Source organism: Photobacterium sanguinicancri (genome assembly GCF_002265265.1).
In the GTDB taxonomy this organism is placed as follows: Bacteria; Pseudomonadota; Gammaproteobacteria; order Enterobacterales; family Vibrionaceae; genus Photobacterium; species Photobacterium sanguinicancri.
Genome location: NZ_NOIF01000344.1, coordinates 1 through 1,702, shown reverse-complemented (window position 1 = coordinate 1,702; position 1,702 = coordinate 1). Strand labels below are relative to the sequence as shown.

The 1,702-nt window shown below is 42.3% G+C and carries 1 protein-coding gene; it reads left to right on the top strand.

Going from position 1 to position 1,702, the window contains the following annotated elements; all coding sequences use genetic code 11:
- Positions 1 to 357: 357 nt before the first annotated feature.
- A complete protein-coding gene (locus ASV53_RS23880; RefSeq protein ID WP_094958974.1) occupies positions 358 to 1,614 on the top strand; it encodes a cyclic di-GMP phosphodiesterase in 1,257 nt (418 codons plus the stop codon).
- Positions 1,615 to 1,702: the final 88 nt, after the last annotated feature.

The following is a 1,702-nucleotide window of genomic DNA, read 5'->3' as shown; positions in this document are numbered from 1 at the left end:
AAGGCTATTCTTCGGCAGCGTCAGTTGTGTATATGAGACAGTTTTTGAACAAACATTTGTTCAGTTGGTGATTATTGATATGATAAGCAATTACGCCATAACGCATTGACCTATGGTGTGGTTTAAGCAACTTATCACAATGATATTAGTCGCCTATAGGTAGTAATCTTCTATTAAACCGCACGCATCGAGTTGATAAGCCTAGTTTTAGCACCTGTTACTCATACCAGTAACATATCAAGGGCAAACTCAGTGCCATATTCAGTAATGAGTGTAATTCCTACAATAATTATGATGACTTAAAAAGCGAAACCAGCACGGTTAGCGCTAACATTAACTGGTTGTTCTATTTAACTCATGGCAAACATCAAACTTGCGGTCGATCGCTTAACTCCGGGCTTATACGTCAAACTCCCTTTGCAATGGACCGAGCACCCATTTCTGCTCAATCATTTCAAAATCAAAGATCAGCAACAGCTACGTCTAATAAAAAGCTTAAATCTTAAGTATGTCTACCTGATCCCTGATAAGAGCGATAATGCCCCGCTCGACCCAGACACCAAACCAGAAGCAATTTCAGAACAAGAAAGTCAGTTTCTGGGGAAACAAGCAGAAAAACTGTGGCAAGAAAAGCAGCGTCGTATTGAACATCTGAAAAACTACAAACTCCGGATTCAGCGCTGCGAGAAGAATTTTTCACGCTCATTAGCGCAGTTACGCTCTATTGTCAGTAAAATCAAAAGCCGCCCTGTTACCGCCATCGATGAAGCCAATGATCTGGTTAGCACCATGGTTGATGCCTTGATGGAGTCTGATAACGTTGCACTGCATTTAATGAATGACAAAAAAGAGCATGAAGATATTTATTTTCATTCGCTCAATGTCGCCATTATTGCCATGATGCTAGCCAAAGCGAATGGGATGTCTTCGGAAAGTATCAAGCACCTAGCGTTAGGGGCTTTATTCCATGATATGGGAAAACTGAAAGTACCTACGGCGATATTGCGAAAAACAACGCCGTTAACGCCACCTGAAGAAAACTATCTACGTTTGCACACCAAGTATAGCCTTGAGCTTGCAAACCTTGCAGATACCTTCCCAGAGGCTGCAAAGCCCATACTAGAGCAGCACCATGAGTTGATTGATGGTTCAGGCTACCCTAAGGGGCTGAAAGGCGATCAAATTACCGCAGATGCCCAGCTGATTGCCCTCGTAAATGCTTACGATTCGTTGTGCCACCCACAAGATGCTTCCAAGGCGCGTATTCCTTACAGTGCGCTATCGTATTTGTTTAAAAATAAGAAAGCGCAATACAACAATGAATACATGGCGTTGCTGGTCAAATTAATGGGCGTGTATCCACCGGGTAGCGTAGTGCAACTTTCCAACCAACAATTAGGTTTGGTCATCTCGGTAAATACCAGCAGTCTGCTGTTTCCGAACGTATTGCTCTACGATCCATCGGTGCCATCTAATGAAGCACCCATCATTGATTTGGAAGAAAGTAATTTAAAGATCGAGCGTGCTATCGCCCCCGATAAATTACCAGAGCAGGTTTATGACTATTTAAACCCGCGAGTACGCATCTCTTTCTATTTTGATCCAACCGATTAATCCTCTTACAGGTTTATCGTTTCTCATTCATTAGTGATATAAACGAAAAAACACCAATAAAAACGGCTCGTTGATTCTCTCAACGAGC

Coding starts and splice junctions, on each gene's coding strand:
- ASV53_RS23880 (WP_094958974.1), top strand. CDS start 358: ATGGCAAACATCAAACTTGCGGTCGATCGCTTAACTCCGGGCTTATAC.